This is a genomic window from Ruegeria sp. G12 (assembly GCF_056533565.1).
In genome coordinates this window covers 700,784-721,047 of the sequence record NZ_JBQFOO010000001.1, presented here as the reverse complement: position 1 = coordinate 721,047, position 20,264 = coordinate 700,784, and the positions used below count along the sequence as shown (strand labels likewise).

Annotated in this window: 12 protein-coding genes; 5 read left to right on the top strand and 7 right to left on the bottom strand. The window is 58.5% G+C overall.

Annotated features, from left to right (window positions below; genetic code table 11):
- Window positions 1-74 precede the first annotated feature (74 nt).
- Both ACR0JN_RS03360 and ACR0JN_RS03355 read left to right on the top strand, forming a co-directional pair.
- Window positions 75-2,822: a hypothetical protein gene (locus ACR0JN_RS03360; protein ID WP_480884226.1), complete on the top strand. Its 2,748-nt coding sequence runs from the start codon at window positions 75-77 to the stop codon at window positions 2,820-2,822.
- A 27-nt stretch (window positions 2,823-2,849) separates the two neighbouring features.
- Window positions 2,850-3,908: a TAXI family TRAP transporter solute-binding subunit gene (locus ACR0JN_RS03355; RefSeq protein WP_480884224.1), complete on the top strand. Its 1,059-nt coding sequence runs from the start codon at window positions 2,850-2,852 to the stop codon at window positions 3,906-3,908.
- A gap of 25 nt (window positions 3,909-3,933) precedes the next feature.
- Here the strand turns inward: ACR0JN_RS03355 and ACR0JN_RS03350 are convergent, their stop codons facing one another.
- From ACR0JN_RS03350 to ACR0JN_RS03335, 4 genes are all read right to left on the bottom strand, one after another.
- Window positions 3,934-5,700 carry an AAA family ATPase gene (locus tag ACR0JN_RS03350; protein ID WP_480884223.1) on the bottom strand — a complete coding sequence of 589 codons (1,767 nt, stop codon included), beginning with the start codon at window positions 5,698-5,700 and terminating at the stop codon, window positions 3,934-3,936.
- Window positions 5,701-5,927: 227 nt separating this feature from the next.
- Window positions 5,928-7,946, bottom strand: coding sequence for a tetratricopeptide repeat-containing protein (locus tag ACR0JN_RS03345; RefSeq protein ID WP_480884221.1), 2,019 nt, complete (start codon window positions 7,944-7,946; stop codon window positions 5,928-5,930).
- Window positions 7,947-7,958: 12 nt separating this feature from the next.
- Window positions 7,959-9,146 carry a patatin-like phospholipase family protein gene (locus ACR0JN_RS03340; protein ID WP_480884220.1) on the bottom strand — a complete coding sequence of 396 codons (1,188 nt, stop codon included), beginning with the start codon at window positions 9,144-9,146 and terminating at the stop codon, window positions 7,959-7,961.
- A gap of 65 nt (window positions 9,147-9,211) precedes the next feature.
- Window positions 9,212-10,753 (bottom strand): N-acetylmuramoyl-L-alanine amidase, encoded by a 1,542-nt coding sequence (locus ACR0JN_RS03335; RefSeq protein WP_480884218.1) that lies wholly within the window; start codon window positions 10,751-10,753, stop codon window positions 9,212-9,214.
- 485 nt (window positions 10,754-11,238) lie between these two features.
- Here ACR0JN_RS03335 and ACR0JN_RS03330 point away from each other — a divergent pair, with 485 nt between their 5' ends.
- From ACR0JN_RS03330 to tssM, 3 genes are read left to right on the top strand one after another with little or no spacing between them, the layout of a single operon-like run.
- The gene (locus ACR0JN_RS03330) at window positions 11,239-12,738 is read left to right on the top strand and encodes an SIR2 family protein (RefSeq protein WP_480884217.1); all 1,500 of its coding nucleotides are present in this window, start codon (window positions 11,239-11,241) and stop codon (window positions 12,736-12,738) included.
- On the top strand, window positions 12,735-14,693 hold the full coding sequence (locus tag ACR0JN_RS03325) for an nSTAND1 domain-containing NTPase (RefSeq protein WP_480884215.1): 1,959 nt from the start codon (window positions 12,735-12,737) through the stop codon (window positions 14,691-14,693). The genes ACR0JN_RS03330 and ACR0JN_RS03325 overlap by 4 nt, the downstream gene beginning before the upstream one ends.
- A gap of 2 nt (window positions 14,694-14,695) precedes the next feature.
- On the top strand, window positions 14,696-17,125 hold the full coding sequence (gene tssM, locus ACR0JN_RS03320; protein WP_480884214.1) for a type VI secretion system membrane subunit TssM: 2,430 nt from the start codon (window positions 14,696-14,698) through the stop codon (window positions 17,123-17,125).
- Window positions 17,126-17,150: 25 nt separating this feature from the next.
- Here the strand turns inward: tssM and ACR0JN_RS03315 are convergent, their stop codons facing one another.
- From ACR0JN_RS03315 to ACR0JN_RS03305, 3 genes are read right to left on the bottom strand one after another with little or no spacing between them, the layout of a single operon-like run.
- On the bottom strand, window positions 17,151-18,293 hold the full coding sequence (locus tag ACR0JN_RS03315) for a hypothetical protein (protein ID WP_480884212.1): 1,143 nt from the start codon (window positions 18,291-18,293) through the stop codon (window positions 17,151-17,153).
- On the bottom strand, window positions 18,290-18,886 hold the full coding sequence (locus ACR0JN_RS03310) for a hypothetical protein (protein WP_480884210.1): 597 nt from the start codon (window positions 18,884-18,886) through the stop codon (window positions 18,290-18,292). Before ACR0JN_RS03310 ends, ACR0JN_RS03315 begins: the two co-directional genes overlap by 4 nt.
- Window positions 18,879-20,249, bottom strand: a complete 1,371-nt coding sequence (locus ACR0JN_RS03305; RefSeq protein WP_480884208.1) for a toll/interleukin-1 receptor domain-containing protein — start codon at window positions 20,247-20,249, stop codon at window positions 18,879-18,881. The genes ACR0JN_RS03310 and ACR0JN_RS03305 overlap by 8 nt, the downstream gene beginning before the upstream one ends.
- Window positions 20,250-20,264 lie beyond the last annotated feature (15 nt).

Below are 20,264 nucleotides of genomic sequence, written 5' to 3'. Positions count from 1 at the left end.
ACCCCGTTGAGCCATCGGCGGTTTCTGATGACTCACCGCAAACAGCCGCGTCTTTGCGAAAGATATTTTCGCTGTTGGAAGACGAAATCGCCCAAGCGCAATCCGCCAAAGACAATCTGATCCAAGAGGTTGAACAAGCAGAAGGTGAACTGTCTGCCCTGCAAGCTCAGATCACATCTGCAGATGCCCAAAGGTTGGACCACGCTGCGCGTATTGCCGAACTGGAAGAAGCCCGGACCCAATTGGAAGGCGAAGTTGACGTTAAGGGCGCGTTGCTCGCCGAAACCAATGCCGAACTCGAAGAGGTCGAGGCCAAAAACCAGACAGCCAGCGCCGAGCTTGCTGAGCTTCAAATACAGATCGAGACATCAAGGGGCGAGGTCAGCACCCTTGAGCAGTTGAAACTCGAAATGCAAGAGCTTGAAAGCCAGATTGCAGCAGACCGCACGCTTGCCGATGAATTGCAGACCGAAGTCGATGCGTTGCAGGACATTCAGGCCCAAGCAAACGCCGAGATGACGGCCTTGGACGAAGCCCTAGTCACCTCGCGTATTGATCTGGAATCCGTCACATCAGACCTTTCTGCCAAGCAAACCGAGCTTGAGACTTTGAGCACGGCGCTAGGGCAATCCCGATCCGAACTTGAGAGTTCACAGTCCGACCTGTCGAACCTGCACGAGGAAATCGTCAGCGCAACAACGGACCTGACGCGTTTGCAGACCGCAGCCCAGCAGCGCCGACAGGAAAAAGATGCGCTGGAGGCCGCGATCGGAACCGCTCAGGATCAGGAACAAGACGTGTCCGCAGCCCTAGGCGAATTGCAGCAGCAAGAGGCCGACCTGCGAGAACAGGTGCAAGCGCTGGCCTCGGAACGGGACCAACTGGCAACTGAGGCCGAAGAGTTCGCAGCCGTCGTTGCCAATGCGGAACCGTCGCTTCAAGCGATGGAGAAGCGGAAGGAAACGGCGGGCCTTGATCTGCAGCGTGCCACCGAGGAATTCGAAGCGTTGCAGACGGAAATCGCAACCGCCAAGGACACGCTGCAAGCTCTGCAGAATGAAAAGCTTGCGGCAGAGGACGAATTGGCGCAGGGATCAGATACACTTGCGTCACTGCGTGCCGAAACGGAAAAAGCGCAGCAGGCATTGGCGGCATCAGCCTCGCAGGCTTCGAACGCCGCCACCGAATTGGAACAGGCAAAAACGGCCCTGTCCGACACCCGATCCGAGATGGCCACACTGGAAGATGAAATCGCCCAGCGCCGGGAAGAGTTTCAAGCCCTCGCCACATCCATCGAAGAAGCGCGGGCCGCCGGAGCAGAGTCCGAGGCAGCCTCGTTGAATTTGGCGGAACTGGAACTGGAACGTCAGACCGTGGAAGATGATCTAGCGGTTCTCCGGCAAGAACTACAGACCGCCCGCGCCGAAGTTGATCAATCCCGGACCGAACTCACAAGCCTGTCCGACCGGCGCGACGCGGTATCCGCCGAGTTGGAAACGCTGGCGGCACAGCGCACGGAACTTGAAAATGCCGTCCAATCGGCCGCCGAGGAAAAGTCCGCAGCAGAAAACGCGGTGAGCGCTCTGCAAGACGACCAGCAAGCGCTGCAGGATTTGACGGCCTCGATTGAAGGTTTGCGCCAAGAGCAGGACCAATTGACGGCGGAACTCGCTGCTTCGAACGAAGAATTGGAAGGATCGCAGCGTTCGATCACGGAAGCCAATGCAACGCTGGTCGAACTCAATGCCAAGCGGGATGAACTGCAGGCGCAGCAAACGGACCTTCAATCGGCGATTGACGGCGAAACGCAGGCCAGATCTGACCTGCAGGCCGCACTGGAAGAAATGCGTCTTGAACGCGACAACGTTGCCGCCGAAATCGCCGACGCCGCCAGCCAGCGCGATGCCGCGCAGGCCGAGTTGTCAGAGCTTGAGGCCCGGCGGGACGACCTTACGGCCACAACCACTGCCGCGAATGAAGAGCGGGACCGGATGGTCGCCTCGCTGCAGCAGACATCCGAGGCTGCGGTCGCGGCAGAGGAAGAACTGACCCAACTGCGCAGCGACGTGGATGCGCGCCGCGCGGAACTGGTTCAGTTGACCGCCGAGGTGGAACTGGCAAGCAACCGCGCCACCGAAACTGCTGCGGCGTCGCAATCGCTGGAGGACGTAAACGCGCAGATCACCAATGCCGAGGCCCAGCTACTTGGGACGCAAGAGGAAATCACCTTGGCCCGCGAGGAATTGGACCGCGTGACCGCCGAGATTTCCGAGGCGGAAGCGCAGCGCGAACGTGCCGCCGTGCAGGTTGCGGAACTGGAGGCCCAAAAGGCTCAGGCAGCATCGGACGCCGAGGCGGCCCGGCAGCAGCAGTCGGACAATCAGGCCGATCTTTCGGAATCCGAATCCAACGTCGCGACCGCCAAGGCCGAGCTGGATTCCCTGCGTATGCAAGCGGCGGCATACCGCGATGAACTGTCAAGATTGTCTGCAAATCTTGAAGAGTTGGAACGCTTCGCAGATGAGGCGGATTCGCGGTTCTCGTCGCTCAATGCTCAGCCTCAGAACGCGCCCGAGGCGGAACCCCAACAGCCCGCATCGGTGACAACCCCGCCTGCCGCCAAGGTCGCCCGACCTGTGGAACGTGTCCGTTCCCTGCTGATCGGCGCGCCGGGGCTGAGCGAGTTGTCTCAAGACACTATCGAGGACCTGATTGCAGAACTGGCCAGCGGCAGTTGCGCCACCGAGGCGCTAAGATCCGCGACTGGCGAGATCAACCGCCAGACCCTGCTTCATTTGATCAGGTCCGGAGAAATTTGCTAGTTTTCAAGGTTATTTTGGGAGGGTGAAATGAAATTTTTTAAACTAAAGAGCATTTTAGCCAAGGTTTCGGCAGTCGCAGTCTTTGGGCTGACACTGCCGGTCCCTGCTTCGGCGTTTGAACGAAACATCCTGACCGGCGGGCCGACGGGCACGTACATTCAGATCGGGCGCGATATGAGCGATCTGGCCTCGGCCTGTGGCATCGACCTGATCGTGCAGGAAAGCGCGGGGTCGCTTGAAAACTTTCTGGGTGTCCGAAAGCGTCGCCACACGCAATTGGGCATCGTGCAGAGCGACGTGTTGGAATACCTCAAGACCTATTCCAGCGAAGACCCCGAGATCGCGCGGGCCATTTTCGGCGTTCGCATCGCCTTTCCGCTGTACAACGAAGAGGTTCACATTCTGGCCAAGCGCGACGTGAATTCGCTGTCCGACCTGAACGGTCGCCGCGTTGCGGTGGGTGTCGAGGATAGCGGCACGTTTCTGACCGCCTCGCTGGTTCTTGATCTGGCAGGTGTGACCCCGGCCGAGCGTCTGACCATCAACGCCGACACCTCGCTGCAGATGCTGCTTGCCGGGGATATCGACGCGTTTTTCTACGTCGCCGGGGCCCCAACGAAGATTTTCCAGACAGATCAGATCGACCCGGAAAAACTACACCTGCTGCCTATTACCGACCCGACACTTGCGGCGGTGTATACGCCTTCAAAGATTGATGCCGGCACCTACCCGTTCCAGCAGGACACCATCGATGTGGTCGCCGTGAAGGCCGTGCTGATGACCTATGAATACGACCCAAGGCGAAATGCCTATCACCGGCAAAGCTGCCGGGCGGTCTCGGACACCGCGCATCTGATTGTGAAGCAGTTCCAGACCCTGCAGCAGTCTGGCCATCCGAAGTGGAACGATGTGGACCTGAACGATATACCGCCGGGTTGGAACATCTCGGAATGTGTGAATGCCGGGCTGAGTGCGGACTACAATCTGGCCTGCGAACCCGTTGCCGCAGTACCAACACAGGACAGCATCGAAAGCGAGGCCAATGCCGCCTACCGCAGCAGAATTTGCGCTGTGATTGGTTGCTGAGACCTTGCGCCTTGCTGTGGTCGGCCTAACCCGGGCCGATTGCAACCCACGGCGAGGCGACCTGCGTCCCGCTGTTTTCGTCCACCGCCACAACACGCCATTGCTGCGCATCCTCGGGCGCTGTCAGCCGGATCGCCGAGATCGCAACGGGCTGCACGCTCAGCGTGATGTCCCCGTCAGCGGTTGCGAGTTCGATGCGATAGTAAGACGGGTCTGGCCCCTCTCCGCTGGTCCAGACAAGTTCAACCGTACCGCCCGGCATTTCGTTCGAGAACAGTGGGATCGGTGAGGACGGCACGCCACCCTCGACTGGCGGCTGCAAGTCGCTAAGGCGGCTGGCCGCCCCGCTCACTTCTGGCCCGGCGGCTTGGTACCATGCTCTTGCCAGTTCCAAATCCACCGGCACGCCTTCACCGGTCTCAAAAATCTGGCCGAGGTAATAGGCCGACCTGTCATGACCCGACAGCGCGGCGCGGGCAAAACCTACAACCGCCGCATCGGCGGTGGAGTCGGCAAGGTCCAGCGCGGCCCGGTACTGTCCGCTGGCAGTCAATTCGGTTCCGGTCAACGCATCTGAAATCCGGGTCACGCGAGCCTGTGCTGCGGCAATCTGGTCGGGATCAAAACTGGCAACGACTTCGCCGCCGCCAGAGAGACCCGCCCTAAGCCGTTGCGAGGCTGCAACGGCGTCATCGCGCAAAGGCAGCAGGCGGTCGCCCACACGTGTCCCGGTCTCGGGCAACAGCGCAACCGCCGCCACACCCGCCAGAACAACCGCACCAGCAAGAACTGTTTTCCGCCGCCCTGAGCGTTTTGCGGGCGCTGGCGCGTCCTCGGCTTTGACCTCATCCTCATCGGGTGCCGCTTGCGGGCTGTCCGATGTATCCGGCATGGGCGTTTCCGCCTGCTCAACCCCCAAAGCCGTTTCGACCTCCGAGCCATGCTCGTCTTCGTTCTGAGGAGGTGATGCGGTGGGTGTGAACCGGCCCGTGCCGAAAATCCGGGTCAGCGCGACGACGCGGCGAATATGTTCGCGGTTGAGGGCGATCAACCCCTCTTTGGCTGCAAACTGCCGTACCCGATCGCACAAAGCATTGATGCGCGACGGAATGCCGTCGGTTTGGGCTGCAACCTCGGCAACAGCATCCTCGGTAAAAACGCTGCTGTCTGCACCCAGATTGGAACACCGCGCCTTGAGGTATCCCGCGACATCCTCTTCGCTCATCCCGCTGAGCGTAAAGGCCGGGCCAGTCAGGTCGGGCCGTTCATAAGCCAGCACGTCCGTCAATCCGGGCTGCCCGACCAGAACGAGTTTAAGCATGGGGCGCATTCCGGCGCTTTGGTCGCACAAAGCGCACAAGGCCCCCAGGTATTGGTTGGGCAACATATCGGCATCATCGACGATCAGAACCGGGAACCGCTTCTTGCCGTGAAACTTGTCCAAAAGGGTCGACAGCTTCTGACGCTCAGTTTCGATGTCGCCGCTGGGTTTGTGCTTGGGGTCAAAGACCGACAGCACGTCGGCGTATACTTCGCCCGAAAATGCGTCAGGATTGTACTGCGTTCCGATCGCCACATCCGAAAACTTGCGCTTGGTCAGTTCACGGATCAAGCGGGTTCGCCCGGTTCCGATCTGTCCGATAAATATCGTCAGCGGTGCCTGGCTGGTGACCGCAAAACGCAGACGATCAATGGCCAGCTTGTGGGCTTTGCTCCAATAAATCGGCCCGAGCGCTTCGGACCCGGAGACCGTGCCCGAGGATAACGCGGTTTGCGCCCTGGTGCCTTCCATATTCCCCCAACTCGTCAAAAGTAAAAATCAAAACATTCGTGGTTGGCCCGATAGCAGCCTGTGGTCATGTTACCGGTCAAAAATCCGGAACACATCCGTTGTGGTGACGAGGCAGGTCATCTTTGCCCCTTTGACTGAATCGAACCGTTAAATTACCCGTAGGTCGGCAGCATTGTGAATTCTGCCGGAAAACAGGCAAAAAATCTAGGAATTACTGGGCCGGGCACCTAGTTGGCCGCAGCGGCAAGCTCTGCCGCAGGCAACAGTTCGATGCCCATGCCGTAGTCGCGCGCCAGGTCAACCATCTCTTGAGTGCCACCGGGGCTGTCGCCCGGCGCCTGGTTCCACAAAGCAATCAAACGCGCCTGACCCGGTGGCGCGAGCAGGCCGAACCCGAGAGTCCAGATGTTGTTGCGTTGCCAGACGCTGTAATTTTCGACCTCGGATAGCCAAGCTGGTAGGTCCGGTTCTTCTTGCAGAACCAGAACGCGGTTCTGGTCAGAAAGCGCTGCATAGACCTTGTTAAACCGGTCTATCCACTCAGCCCCGCCATCGTTTACTGAAGCTTTCATGTAGTCTTCCCGTGGCAGCGCCAGCAACAACGTGGTTTCGATACCCAACTCGGCGCATTGCTCGTGAAAGATCAAGTCCCCGCCGCTCGCGCCGCCCGCAAAGCCCATGACATTGTCGAGCCCGCCGGTGTTTTTTGCGATTGCGTCGCGTATCATCTGCGTTGCAGTCCCGATTGCTGCGGGCGTGTTCGGGAAACGCGGCGTTTCCCTGTCCGGCGCATCAACGCGGTGACCGGTGAAGATCAGCGGAATTGGATTGTCCACGGACTGGGCCCGTTCGGTCCCCATATTCTCGACTGTTTCGGCGGCTTTCGCGGCGACCTCTGCGCGAACGCCAAGTCCGGTGTAAACCTGTAACTGCCGCAGAACCGTATCCCGTTGCTGAGCGCTGAGCCCCCCCAAGGCGCGCTGGTACTGGCGGGCAACCGCATCGGGCCTGTCGATGGTTAGCAACGCCAGATCAATGCGGGTCAGAAGCAGCCATTCATCCTGTTCGTCCGGTTGTGTGGCCGCGTCCAAGGACACTTGCACCGCAACCGCCAACTCGTCGCGTTCACGTACAAGTTTTGCATGGCGTGCGTCGGCCTCCTCCTCGGACAGGAAGGCGGCGCGCCAGGCTTCGACATTTGCGTTTGCGAGTTCCAGTTCGATGACCGTCAAAGCCAGTGCGTTAAAGCCCGAATAATAGTGGTTCAGATCGCGCTTGAAGGCAGCAGAATAGAGCTTCCGCGACTCTTCCAAATGGCCCGAGGCCAGCGCGGCGTCGGCGCGGTCATCGGCTGGTTTGTCCTGCCAATCGTCAATCCACTGGCTTTTCTTGTTGCTGGCCATAAGGGACAGGCGTTCCGCATTGTCATGGGCTGTCTGCCGGTCCGCCTCGACCCGAGCGAGCGCCACGTTCGATCGACCCGGCGCGCCGAGTTTCTGATAGCAGGTGCCCAGTTTTAGGTTCGCGTGGACATTGTCGGGCTCAAGCAGCAACACGTGTTCCCACGCCTTGGCCGCGCGCCCATATGCGCCCAGTTCGAACAGAGACTTGGCGATCATGAACTGCCCCAACAACCCCCATTCCGGTTTGAAGCGCGCGATTTCTTCGGACAACAAAGACAACTCAGACCGCCGTCGATCATGCAAGTATACTGCATGGGCTTCGTTGAAATCCCGTGGCACGGACTGGAACTTTAGCTTCTCCTGCGGTTGCACGCCGGGCAGTATCTGGAACACCGGACTGTCGGATTCGTGGTTTCGGTGGCTTGACTTGATCACATGGGTCAAATCGTCCACGGATGCCGCCGGATCGTCCAAATCATAAGAGAGGTAACGGTCGGTTTTCAGATCGAAAGGCACCGGGTCGGGTTCCGGCGTGCCCTCAGCCGCCGTTCCGCGCAAGAGTATCGTGACCCGGTCGCGCATCGCGTGGCGGATGCCAAGTTCGTAATACGCGTTTGCGTTGTCGACGGTGATATCGGCAACAACCACATCCGCCGTCAGCAAGCGCTGGAACATGTCGCGCCGTATATTGCCTTGCGAGATGATGTCGCCGGTTGTCCGCCCCTCAATCTCGGAGGCCGTCAACGCCGGGCCGATCAGGGTGTCTTCGATCAGGTCGAAATCGATTTCCCGCCCGCTTTTGGCGGTTTTCGTCCCAAAGGGCCGGATGATGAAGGCGCGCATTCCAAGGCCTCCTTAGTCGCTACAGAAATGGCTGAAAATGGACATGTCCACGTATTTCTGCGCGTAGGCCCTGCCAACTTTGCGCATGTCCTCAAGGAATTCCACCTTGTCCATCGCCTGCACGTTGCGTTCCGGGATATCGGGCAGACCAAGCGCATCCAGACCGGCGCGGCTGACATTCGGGTTGTACCGCCCATACAGGAAATCCCTGCCGGTTGGCGTTTCGCGCGGAACCTCGGCGCCGGTCACTGGATCGCCCTCACGCGGTTTCATATCGCCAAGCTCCCGGTCTATCACGTCGCCAAACAGGCACCGGCCAAACGCGCGGCAGTTGATATCCTGATCCACGGCAGAACCGCCCATCAGAACGCCGGGCATGGCGGCTGCGTTCTTGGGAAGCAGTTCTCCGCGATCATCCAGATCAAGCTCGACCTTCGCAGCCGATCCCGTCCCTACCGACACCAGCATCAGCTTGTCTTCCCCTTTGGGCCAGTTCAACCGGTAGTGGGGCAAAGTGGCCATTCGGTACAACAGGAAGGCCGGGTTGTTGTACGGGGTCACGCCGCCATCGACGAAGGTGAAGGACATGTCCTTGTCCATCTCAAGCGACTCGGGCGGGAAGTAAACCGGGGCCGCTGTTGAGGCGCGCACAAGCTCCCACAGGCGAATATCCAGGTTGTTCCGGTCGGCGTAACCCGATCTGTCATTATACTTGGCAAAAGGATTGTTCGACACCGGCCACGCGGAATCCGTCGTTGCGTTTCGTGTCACAACCAGCAGCAGACAGCGCAAATCCTCGGACCCGAGGGTTCTGTCCATGTCTTGATCATTCACAAGCACTTTCTGCAGTTCTTCGCGCAGAGGGTCGGCCTCATAAAGCGCTCTCGCCCGTTTGAGCAGCCATTGCTTTGTGAACATCCGGCTTCCGGAGTTTACATAAAACTCGGTCAACTCATCCACGGACATGCCAACCGCCAGACCGGTCGAAATAATCGCCCCGGTCGAGGTTCCGGCGATGTAGTCAAAATAGTCCCCCAGCCGAAAAGACGCGCCCTGACCTGTCTCATTGGCCAGTTGGCTTTCAATTTCCTTGAGGATTTCCAGAGTGATAATCCCCAAAATACCCCCACCATCCAGCGCTAGAAGGCGTCGTGGGCGCTCACTGGAGTATTTTTCGCTCCAAACGTTCAAATGCGTCATGGCATGCTCCGATAGTTGTCACCGGGAACGAGTCAAAGTCTTAGGCCAGACCGTAGGACCGCCGCTTACTTCCGGCTACTGATCATTCCCATCAGGCGAATTGCCTTGTCGAGTTTACCAAACATGCCCCACCCGGTGATCAGAGCGAAAACACTGATCAAAGCTTCCGCATTGTTCGAAAGAAAATCGACGATGTCGCCCGAAAGACCCAGCTTCGGCAAAAGCACCGTCAGCAACAGCCCAACAATACCCGAAACGGATTTCTTTCCGTTCAAGGCATTGCCAATGGTCTGCCCCAATGCCGCGTTAATTGGCGTCAGCGGAGGTTTACCGTCAGGTCCCTTGGTAACCGTACCCGCCACATCAGCCGGAATGGGCGCGCCATCGTTGATGCCAAGGATCATCCGCGCCAGCGCTTTGTTGCGCGTTCTGGAGTCACTGTCATCGGAATCGTCCCGCAGCAGCAGGCTGGCGACCTTGGCCAGAGAACCTGCGGTATCCCCGCTTTTGGCTGCACCGGCGATTTCCAGAATGTCTTTCAGATCAATATCTCTGTCGGTAACGTCCATTTTCTTGTTCGGGCGCACGCCCGCTCCCTCAGGCAAGGTGTTCACAAACTCACGAAGGGCCGCCAGCCGGGTCAGACCGTCCGTATCGTTGGCAGCCCGCAGGCGCGTTTCTTGTGCATCCATGAACGCCTCGGCCAAAACGCTTGGATCGGTCTTTTTGATAGCCGCTATGGTCAGACGTCCGTTGATGCCATCAACGTCCAGCGGCTCTCCGTCGACGGTCAGCCCCAGCGTGTTGAATGCGGTCTGGGCCAGTTCGATCGCCGGTTTGACCCCCGACTGCGTCGCTGTGTCGTAGACAACCAGTGCCATTCTTTCGGGCATTTCGCTGCAACGGCACGCGGTGTAATAGAGGGCGCGGAATATCTCATCCGCCTCGGCCTGCGTTAATGCATTCAGATCGTCCATCGACACCTCGGACTTCCGCCACTCGGCCAGGGTTTCGATTTCAATACCCAGATGCCCGGAGGACCGGCTCGCCCATTGTCGAACAAACCCATGCAGCTTTTCAAATCGGACGTCCGGGGCACCGCCAACCGGGGATGCGGGTTTCGGACCAGCCTCTGCCAGAGCAAGCAGAGAGACCGGCAAGCCACTTTTGAACCAATCCGACACATTGAACCCCGGACAGGCCTTGGCCGCGTATTCGTTGTGCCCGCTGATTTTCGCGATTGTGGGGAAGCGTTCTTTCTGGGTTCGGATATATTCCCTCAGCGCCGCGTCCTGCTCGGGCGTAAAATTATCTTGAAAGTTGTCATTCTCCGAAGACCCGTGCCCGCCCAGCAGGCAAACCCCGATGGAATTGGCGTTGTGTCCTTTCGCATGGGCGCCGGCCTTGTCAATCGGACGACCCGCTGCAATCGTGCCGTCCCGGTCAATCACGTGATGGTAGCCAATATCGGCCCAACCCCGCCCCTTTGGTTTCGGGTCGGTATGCCAGCGGCGAATTTCCTCAACCTTTTCAGTGGTTTTCTTGCCTTCCATCCAGTTCGGGCGCGTCGCGCTGCAATGAACAATGATTTCCGTGATATTTCGCATTTGCTTCCTCCTGAATCCCTGTTCGGCCAGTCGGGCGGAACAGGCCCTTACTCTGATAAGGGGACATGTTGAGCATCAGCACCGGGCACGTTCCGGCATTTGTGCGTACGGGCGGCATCAAAGCTTCGAAGACAGAAGACGCATATATCAATTTCTTGCGTATCAATTTCTGAATTCCTTTGCCCCCACAAAACGCGTTAACGACTTGAAAAATTTACCTTTCCGAGGCCCGGCTTTGGGCACTACTTTCAAAATAAAAAAGCAATCCAATTAAATTAGTTAGCAGTTTACACGATTTGGCGCGGAAAGAGAAATCGGGACAAATTTAGCGTTCAGTTTCAGAACACCGTCGGTTGCAAAACCCTAGCAAAAGGCCTGAATTGATCTGGAAATTCACCTCGCCGACCGAAGCTATTGGCGACAAGTCACATTTTGATGTAATTTGGATTTACGTTGTGAACCAAACAGGTTGAACGGACGCTGCTTTGGATAGTGGAATTTCATCACTCAAGGTATTTGTCAGCTACTCGCATGATGATGAGGAGCATAAGGAAACCTTCCGCCAGCAATTGATCGATTTGACCCGTGGTGGTGAAATTGATCTGTGGGATGACCGTCAACTCAGCCCCGGTGACGCCTGGCTGCAGCAAATCCGCGAACGCGTCGAGTCCTGCGATATTGCGGTCCTGCTGGTGTCGTCCAACTTCCTCGATTCAGAGTTTATCTTTTCCGAAGAATGGGGCCGCCTGCTAAAACGCTGGAAAGCGGGTAACGTCCAGATGTTCCCGATCATTCTGCGCCCCTGCCGCTGGAAGGCCAGCGAAATTGCGGATTTGCAGGTGTTGCCGAAAGACGGCTTGCCAGTGGTTTCGTTCTCGACCGAAAACGGCGCGCGGGATCAGGCCTGGACGGATGTTGGCGATGCCTTTGCCGCAGTGGTTCAGGACATGAAATCAACCCCGGCGGCCCCAGTGCAACGAGTTGCGGCCACGCCCGTGCAGCCCGCGCCGGTCAAGACCGAGCCCACGTCGCCCTTTGCGGATAAGTACAATACAATACTCCGCGCGCTGGATCTGGGGCGTGTCGCGGTGTTTCTGGGCGAAGGCGTGAACCGCCCCGACCCGAGCGTGTATTCCGGATGGCAGCACGGAAACCCAGATATCCCGCCGCTGAATGGTGAGATCGCCCAGTTCATCGCCGAAAACAACTCTCTGCCCATTGATGCTGACGCCTGCCTCGCCGAGGTCGCGCAGCGGGTTGCGGTGCGGGACGGCATCGCGCCGATTTATTCAGATCTGCACGATCTGCTGAACTTCGACTACGCGATAAACGACATCCACCGCGCCATGGCGCAGTTGCCGGGTGCGTTACGGGCCTCGGGGCGGACTGATCCCAATCCGATCTTTATCACGGTGAACTATGACGATCTGACCGAGCGTGCTTTTGCCGAAATTGGCGAGCCGCTGGATGTGTTGGCTTACTCCGTGGATCAGAACAATCGCGGCATATTCAGCCATATCTCACCGGATAACGAGACCAAGTTGCTCAAGCGCCCCAATGAGAATTCGGAATTCTCGCTGGGCGAGCATGAACGCCCACTGCTGCTGAAACTCGCCGGAACGGTCGACCGGGCCGAATCCGGGATCGAGCATTTCGTGGTCACCGAAGACGATCATTTTTCCTATGTAGTCGATCGCGACATTAAGCAGTTGCTGCCGCCAGCGCTGAAGACGCGGCTGTTTCGGTGCCACTATCTGTTTCTCGGCCATTCCCTGTCGCATTGGACATTGCGATCTATCCTCAGCCGGGTGTTCGGGCATGGCCGCCTGCCCGCACGCAGTTGGGTTGTGGACCAGACAAGCGACGAACAGGATCGCGATTTCTGGACCTATCGCAACGCCGAACTGATCCAGGCCTCGCTGCCCGAATTTGCCAATGGTTTGGTAAATTGGATCGGTGAAAGCTCTTCGTGGAAAAGGTCATGAGGTCCGATCCCTATCGCGGCCTGATGCCTTATCAGGAAGAAGACGCCGCTTATTTCTTTGGCCGCGACCGCGAGCGCAAGGTGATTGCGTCGAACCTGTCGGCCTCCAGATTCACGCTGCTTTATGGCCCCTCGGGCGTCGGCAAAACCTCAGTCCTACGCGCCGGGGTTCTGCGCGATATGCGCACCGAAGCACGCGCCAATCTCGACCGGCTGGGGCTGCCGGAGTTTGCTGTCGCCTGGCTGAGCGAATGGCGCGGCGACCCGAGCATCCGACTGGAACGGGCCGTCCGGGACGCCGTTGCGGACGCGATGGGTGGGGATGGCGGGCCTGTGCACGGAGAATCGACGATTGACCGGCTGGAACAGTGGTGCGAACGCCTAAACGGCGAGCTTTTCCTGATCCTCGACCAGTTCGAAGAGTATTTCCTGTATCATCCGACCGACATCCCCGGCGATTTCGCAGATACGCTCGCCCGGATCGCGTCGGCCAAAGACCTGCCCGTCAACCTGCTGGTCTCGCTGCGCGACGATGCGCTCAGCCAGATGGACCGCTTCAAGGGCCGCATCCCCAAGCTGTTTTCCAACTACTTGCGCATCGACCGTCTGGATTTCGAAGCCGGGCGGTTGGCCATCGACGGCCCGGTGGAACGCTGGAACGAAAACCGCGAGGTTGACAAGGATCCCAGCGTATCGGTCGAGCCCGAGTTGCGGGAAGAGGTCCTGCGTCAGGTTCAGCTTGGGCAGCAGGGATTTGGCCATCGCGGCCGCGGCGTTGCGCAGGACGACGGGCGGAGCCGCGAGGAAATCGAAACTCCCTATCTGCAGCTGGTCATGCAACGGATCTGGAGCGAAGAGCGCGAGGCCGGGTCCAACGCCCTGCGGCTGCATACCCTCAAGGACCTTGGCGGCGCGCAAGAGATTCTGCGCACCCATCTGGGTCGCGTGCTGAACCGTCTGAGGACAAGCGATCAAGATATTGCGCGCAAGGTGTTTTACTACCTTGTAACCCCCTCCGGGGCGAAAATCGCCCACTCTGCCGAGGATCTTGCGAACTACACGGATTGCGAAACTGCCGAAATCGAGGAGGTTCTAAAGCGCCTGTGCCAGCGGGAATCCCGCATCCTGCGCGAGGTCGTCGCCGCCGACGACACCATGGGCAACCGGTTCGAGATTTACCACGACGTTCTGGGCAGCGCGATCCTGGAATGGCAACGCGACATGATCCACCAAGCCAAAACGGCCGATCTGGTTGCCGCCAAAGCAGCGGCTGAGCGGCATCAGAGCATCATGCGGGCCGCGACACGTTTCAACTTGCTGCTTGCCTGTGCGGGGCTGGTGCTGCTGGGGGCCTTCTACGGAACCCGCGTCGCATTATTGAACGGTGCCCGCGATGACCTGGCTATTCAGTTGGATAAGCTTCAGGCCCACGCCCTCAGCACACAAATCCAGGCGGTCGTGGACCTGCAAAGAGAGAACTTTTCAGCCGGGCTCGGGGAAACTGCAGTGGCGTACCGGTCGGATCCTTGGACCGCCCTGACCCGCGCGCTGCATCCCGAAATCGAGGCGGGCAGCGTTAACGTGCAGTCGCAAGGCCCATTCGTGGTCATCACGCTTGGCGCGGAAGATTTGTTTAGTTCCGGAGCAACCGAAATGAACGCAAATTACATTCCGGTCATTGAAAAGCTGGCGGGCGTGCTGAACACCCTGCCCGGCCCGATCGGAATTGTCGGCCATACAAACAGCGTGCCCCTGCGCGGTATCCGGGGGGGCAATACGCAACTGTCGTTGGATCGCGCGCAATCGGTTCTAGACGCGATGAAGGACAGTTTTCAGGACAACAGCCGGTTATTCGCCGAAGGTCGGGGAGATTTGGAAGCCATAGCGCAAAACGACACGCCGGAAGGGCGCGCCCGCAACCGTCGCATCGAAATCATCGTAAGAAAGGGGTCCTGACGATGCTCCGCTTTCTTTTCCGCGTTCTGATGGCTCTCGTCCTGACCGGATTGATCGCGCTTGTGGCGATGTTCCTTTATCTGATGCTGGTGACGGATGGGACGGTGGCCGCCGTTTTGATCCTGGCCTTTCTTTTGGTCGTGGGGGCATTTGTCTATTTCCGTCGCGGCAAGAAGCACAAACCCAAGGATGAGAAATCTGAAGCGGCCCGCCAGATGCGGCGCACCCGGTTCTACGTCGCGCTTCAACTGGCCCCGACCATTCTGATCGCCATTGCCTGTTTCTGGATCATCGAACGATCCTACCGCCACAGCATCAACACCATGGTTACGCTGCAGCAAGACCTGGACGGCCTGTCCATAAGCGCCAACCAGCTTGGACCGGACCGTCGGCTTGAGCAGACAGGCCTGATTTTGAACCGAGCCCAGAATATGCAGCGGGTCGACGAGAAGTTCCTGTCTCTGCCCCGTCTGAACCCGGTTTCCGAGGCTGGCAGGCTTCGCAATCACTATCACGAATTAATCGGCAGCCATTTCCGCACCAGCCTTATGTATCGGCTGGAACAGCAAATGACGCAGAACCTTAACAACCCGCGATATCTAAATCAGGCGCTGCGCGTGTATCTGATGTTGGGTCAGGCAGGCCCAACCAATGACGAAACCATCCGCGTCTGGATGCATTCCGACTGGGCCACGTCCCTTCCGGGTCAATTTACCGATCAAGAAGTCCTGCAAAATCACCTGAACGTCATGCTCAGCAACGCCCGGCGCAGCCGCTATCCGCTGAACCTTCCGTTGATTGAGAACGTGCGGGCCGTACTTGCGCGCGAACCGCTGGCATCGCGCGCATATTGGGAAATCATCGACGGCCCCGAAGCCAAAAGACTGCCGCAGTGGGAGATCAGCGAACAAGGCGGCCCCGACACCGCACGGGTGTTCACACGCGCCTCGGGTCAGCCCCTGACTGCCGGGGTGGAAGGGTTATTCACGCGCCGCGGATTTCACGAGGTCCTGCTGACCGGTCTGGCCGGTGCAATTGACGAGATGCAGCAGCACAATTGGGTTTTGGGGGAATACGGACAGCCCGACCTGACCGAGGTCCAAAAAGCCGAAATCGCGCAGGATGTCTTGTCGTCATACTATGACGACTACATCCGCCTCTGGTCCGAATTGCTGGCTGATATCGACATCGTTCACGCCGACTCGCTGGGACAGGTGGTCCAGATCACAAGACTTGCCGCACGCCCGAACTCGCCGATCCTGCGGCTGATGAATGCGATTTCCGCTGAAACCAAACTGGCGGAATTCGAGGAACCCACAGCGGGGATCGGTATAGCCAAGGCAGACCAGCAGATCACAAAAAACCTCAACGTTCCCCAGACGCGGGCGTTAACCCGGGTCACGACACTGCTGCAACAGCAGCAGCAACAGGCACAACTTCCGACCGCGCTGCCAGGGCAGTTCGTTGACGACTATTTCGGCTGGCTGCATCAGATGGTCGATGGCAACGCGGGCACACCATCCGAACTTACCGATTTTGTCCAGGTCGAACTCGGATCGCTATACCGCGAACTTAGTGTTCTGGGCACCTCCGCTGGCTCTCAGCCAATCCCCAGTGAACTGACGGCTGCGGACAACCTGCGCAGCATCGGCCAAAACCTGTCCGCCCCACTGAACCGCTGGTCGGTTCAGTTTGCGACCCTGGCGACCGATGCGTTTCGCGCGCCCGTGCGGTCGCGGTTGAATTCTGATTTCCAAGCGCAGGTGTCTGCCCTTTGCGAGGTGACCACGCAGGAGCGTTACCCGTTTGCTCCGGAGTCCTCCGTCGACACCAACCTGCAGGACTTTAATACTCTGTTTTCTCCCGGCGGAGTCATCGACTCGTTTTTTAACGCGAACATGAATTCTATGGTCGATCGCAGCCGGAAGCCCTGGCGCTGGCGTCCTGCGGCGGCAGATTTGCAAATGTCCGACGCGGCGCTGAGAATGTTCGAAAACGCAGCCGAAATTCGCGACGTTTTCTTTAGCGCAAGCGGCTCGGCCAACGTGGCGTTTTCCCTTTCCGTCGAGGCGCTCGACCCCAAGGCCTCGGCCGTCGCGATAGATTTTCAGGGTAGTAGCTTGTTTATCTATCGGCACTCATTCCCCGGCCGCGATTACATGTTCAACTGGCCCCAGACCGGCGGGATGCTGTCCATGGAATTGCTGTCGGACGCGCAAGAGGTCGTATATGGCGTTTACGAAACAGGCGATTGGGCCCTGTTCCGTTTATTCGACAAAATGGACATTCACCGCGAAAAATCTTTGGACATATATCGCGCCACTGTAGACCTCGATGGCCGGTTGGTGATCTTGCGCATACAAACATCGTCAGTGCTGAACCCGTTCAACAGTCAGGCGGTCCGAGACTTTAGCTGCGTCAATTCACTGTAAGTTGGACCCGCAGCGGGTTGTTCTGTCAACCAGACAATAGCTCCTCAACTAAAGACACCAAATCGAAGATAAGAACCAACACCGACGCAAGCGCCAAAAGCGTGATCCAAACTGCCGAGCCGCCATCGATCCCTTTGTTGCCCGAGAGATATCCGATGCGGGTCGAGGCAAAGCGACCGGCTTCGCCTGCAACCAAGACAGCCATCGCAAACCGGTAAGGGTCTGTCATGCCGGTGCTCACAGCGACAGGCATGGCTATAGGAACAACGGTCAGAACCGCGACGATTGGGCCGCCGCAGAACCCCATGAACGCCGCAAAGAGCAACGAGATATACGGCATCATTTGCACCAGATCGAAATCCATGTTTCGGATCGGAAGGCCCATGACGGCGAATCCAGCGAAGAACGAAGCCGTCAGAAAGGTGGCGATCAGCGAACCGGCATCAATCGCCCCTGTTTTCAGCGTATCGGACAAAATCGCAAAACCGGCGCGCTGGTACAGGACGTAAGCCAGCCACAAAACCGAAAACGCCAACGCCTCGGACGATGTGAGAACGCCCAGAAGAACAGCCGCCGCGAATGATGGTATGGCCAGATAACCAGACCAGTCGGTGCGAGAGTGCCCCTTTAACTCCAGCGGGTGTTCCCGTGGTCCCAGGTACATTGTGAGGAAAACAAAACTCCCCGCAAGGATAAGTGGCGGGACGATGTTCCGAGCGATGCTGGTTTCAGAAACAAGCGCCACCACAATCGGCCCAACAGCCAATGGGGCAAACTGCGCGATGGTCGACAGATACTGGGCTAGCGGTGCCGCCGTCGAAAACTCGGCGCTTGTAGGTGCTTCATCAGCCGCCAGCGCCCCCGCACCGCCGCCCACGACTGCGGCCCAGCTTTTTGGCAGGGGGCCTTCTCCCTTGGGTGGCATGTAAAGCGTTGCAAAAAGTCGCGCTGCGAAGATGGCAAAGAACAGGACCATGATCGTGTAGCCGCCTAGCACGGACAGAATGACTTGCTGGCTAAACCCTAAAAACATGCGCGGTGGCAGGCCGGACACGACAAAGAGCACTGCCCCGCCGATGGCAAATACAATAGGCGGCCAAATACCGAAGAGGATGGGCAGGCCGATCCCTAAAACAACGGCAATCAGAGGGATCAGATCGGCCGTCATGGCCCCTCCTGACCACGCAACAGGCGTATGAGCGCAACAATGGCCGCGACACAGAAGATGACGACTGCGGCAAAGTATGTCGGGAAAAGCTCAACGTCGAAAACATCGTGCCGCCATCGGCGCAGATAGGTGCCCAGAGCGATCTGATACTGCAGATAAACAAGGATCACTGCAAACCCGACGGCTCCTAAACGGTTGAGCCACAAAACCGTTCCATTGCGGCGGGCGGCTTTGCCAATCAAGGCAAACCGGTCACTGCCAATCGCGACCGCGATTACAAGCGCGTTTGCAACAAGAAAGATAAGATCAAATGGAAGAAGAAGCGCGGTTTTGAAGACATAGCGGCTCACCACGGCGCTGGCTACGACAGCGGCAAGCAGCAGGAAAGCAACGCTAAGTGCAGCGCCCGCCCCGGCCCGTTTGCCTGCACGTATCAGGCGTTCGGTCCGGTCGGCATTGTCCTGAAACAACTCGCGGGTTGGTTCGTCAAAGCTCAGCTCGACACGCCGGTTTCGCCATCTTCTGAACAACCAGTACAGCACCGCCAAAAGAAGTAGCGGAATGAATGAAGCAAGAATCGAGGGTTCATTCATGCGCCCCCTCCTGCATCATGACCTTGGCTGCGCCGTACAGTTTGTCGACCACCAAATCATGATCCATCGGCACGTATTGGCACGAGGCAAATATCATCGCCAGCCCATCCGACAAGGTCGCGCTTTCTTCAAGCGCTGCCAGAATGGGCTTGTCCAGTGCGTCGGCGAATTTGATCTCGCGGCGGCAATACTTGGATTGCACAAACGAATCCGTGACTACGCAGAATATCCCCGCCGCGACACGCACTTTTTCCTCAAGCGCAGTGTCCCATTCCTGTGCGGGCTGTATCTGGGCATCGGTCCAGATGCGGATGCCTTTTTCCCGCAGGGTCAGAACCAGCGGTTCGACCCGATCCCAGTCGTCACGGGCATAGGACAGAAACAGAAACGGCTCGCCCTGCATATCCGGCGCTTGGGTTTTGGGGGGAGAGGCGATGGGGCCAAACGCCTCGGCTGCGTCAGGATCGGGAACACCCAGATGCTGCGCCAACGGGTCTAACAGCACCCGAGCCAGCCGTGCAGGTTCATCCAGAAAACCGTTCGCATCCATATCAGCACCGGGTTCGAGAATGCCGGGATGGGTCAGATAACCCAGCGCTTCCGCTTCCAGATCATCTGCCGGTTCCAGCTTGGGCACATAGCCTGATGCGCCCAGAGGGTGCCCGGATACGGCGCGTTGCGCCTCTTCTTCGACCACACGCAAAAGGTTTGGCGGTGCGACCAGAGCCTCGACCACATGGGCCGTCGCATTGGCCAGCGCCTCGCTTCTGGCGACCTGGTCTTCGGCAATCGCATCGGGGGCACCTTGCGCCTTAAGCGCGGTGGCGGCGTAACGCGCTTTGCGCATCACTTCGGGATCGGGGCGTCCGGGGGCCAGGGCGCATTCGTAGCGAAACGCGGCCCCCAACTGATCTGCGCGGGCCAGATTCTGCCCCAGAAGCGTGAACAGGTTGATCGGTAAAAGCAGCCGGGCGCTACCGTCGCCGGTGGTTACATCGGTGTGGATACTCCACCTTTCGGCTTCCGGGTCCAGAAAGGCCTCGCCGAAATCCTCAGCCGAACCGGGTGAACTGACCTTGACATCCCCATGTCCGTCCAGCCGAAAGAACCCCGCCAGACTGTGCCGGAGCGCATCTTCGTGCTGGGTTTCACAAACGGCGCCAAGCGTCAGGCAGACCGGGCCATCCGGGTGCGATTGGACAGACAAAAACCGCGACAAGGCAGGCAAGCCTGCAAAACCGCGCAACGCGACCCGCATATGGCCCCAGATACGCACCGAGCGATCTGTTTTCTTGGCAAATTCGACCCGCAAGGCGCCCTGAATAACGGTGTCATCTTGCCGGTCAATCGTCAGAATATGCATAGCGCACCCAACAGC